General features: G+C 75.5%; 2 protein-coding genes and 1 pseudogene. All 3 read right to left on the bottom strand.

Annotated elements, in window-relative coordinates; genetic code table 11:
* Window positions 1-168, bottom strand: a pseudogene (locus GTW43_RS37525) (DNA mismatch repair protein MutT); the annotation flags it as partial.
* Window positions 169-171: 3 nt separating this feature from the next.
* Window positions 172-819 carry a response regulator transcription factor gene (locus GTW43_RS15025; RefSeq protein ID WP_161302405.1) on the bottom strand — a complete coding sequence of 216 codons (648 nt, stop codon included), beginning with the start codon at window positions 817-819 and terminating at the stop codon, window positions 172-174.
* A 43-nt stretch (window positions 820-862) separates the two neighbouring features.
* Window positions 863-1,361, bottom strand: a 499-nt coding sequence (locus tag GTW43_RS15020; protein WP_343246010.1) for an ATP-binding protein, incomplete at its 5' end; no start/stop codon positions are given.

Here is a 1,361-nt window from a genome sequence, read left to right as displayed (position 1 = left end):
CGTCTCGTCCCCCTCGTACTCCCCCTTCGGCACCGTCCACGCGCCCGCGTCCTTGCGCGCCCAGAACGGGCCGCCCATGTGCCCGAGCAGCACCTCGGGGCCCTGCGGGGTACGGCGGAAGAGCAGCAGGCCCGCGCTGCGCCGGACCCGCTTCGTCGGTTCGCTCATACCTCAGTCTCGGTGCAGGAACCGGATGACCGCGAGCACACGGCGGTTGTGGTCCTCCGACGCGGGCAGCCCCAGCTTGCCGAAGATGGCCGCCACGTGCTTCTCGACGGTGCCCGGCGACACGTGCAGCTGCTGGGCGATCGCCGCGTTCGAGCGGCCCTCGGCCATCAGCCCGATGACGTCGCGCTCACGCGCGGTCAGCGAGTCCAGCGCCGCACCGCGCCGGCTCGCTCCCGCCAGCTGGGTCACCACCTCGGGATCGAGCGCCGTGCCGCCCGCCGCGACCCGGGCCAGCGCGTCCGTGAACTCGGCGACGTTCGCCACCCGCTCCTTCAGCAGGTACCCGACCCCGGCCGAGCCCTGCGCGAGGAGCTGCAGCGCGTACTTCGTCTCGACGTACTGGGAGAACAGCAGCACTCCGACGCCGGGGTGGTCGCGGCGCACGTCGATCGCGGCGCGCAGCCCGTCGTCGGTGTGTGTCGGCGGCATCCTGATGTCCACCACCGCGACGTCCGGCCGGTGCTCGGCGACCGCCGCGCGCAGCGCGTCGGCGTCCGCGACGGCCGCGACCACGTCGTGCCCCCGCATCGTCAGCATCTGGGCCAGCAGCTCCCGCAGCACGGCAGCGTCCTCGGCGATCACCACACGCATGTCGGCACCCTCTCATCTCCCCGCGCCGCGGCGCAGCCGGTCCTCACGCGCGCAGCGGCAGGACCACGGTCACCGCGGTCGGCCCGCCGTCCGGGCTGACCACCCGCAGTTCGCCGTCCACCGGCCGCACCCGCTGTGCCAGACCCGCCAGCCCCCCGTCCGGCACGACCCGCGCCCCGCCCCGGCCGTCGTCGCTCACCCGCACCCGCAGCGTCCCGTCCCCCGACGCCAGCTCGATGCGGCAGGACCGCGCGCCCGCGTGCTTGGCCGCGTTGGCCAGCAGCTCCGCCGCACAGAAGTAGGCCAGGTTCTCGATGGCGGGACTCGGCCGCCCGGGCAGGTCGGCGGTCACCTCGACCGGCAGCACGGACCGCGCGGCCAGCGTCGACAGCGCGTCGGCGAGCCCCGCGTCCAGGGCCGGCGGACGCAGCCCGCGCGACAGGTCCCGCAGTTCGGCGAGGGCCTCCGTCGCGCTGTCCCGCGCCGTGCCGACCAGCCGGTGCAGCTCCGGCCGGTCCCGGTCGTCGAGCTGCTCGCTCACC

It is taken from the genome of Streptomyces sp. SID5785 (assembly GCF_009870065.1).
Lineage (GTDB): Bacteria > Actinomycetota > Actinomycetes > Streptomycetales > Streptomycetaceae > Streptomyces.
This window is presented reverse-complemented; position numbering and strand designations above follow the sequence as displayed.

What these genes read in the sequence shown, in the direction of transcription:
- GTW43_RS15025 (WP_161302405.1), bottom strand. Translation starts at nt 819, where the DNA reads ATGCGTGTGGTGATCGCCGAGGACGCTGCCGTGCTGCGGGAGCTGCTG.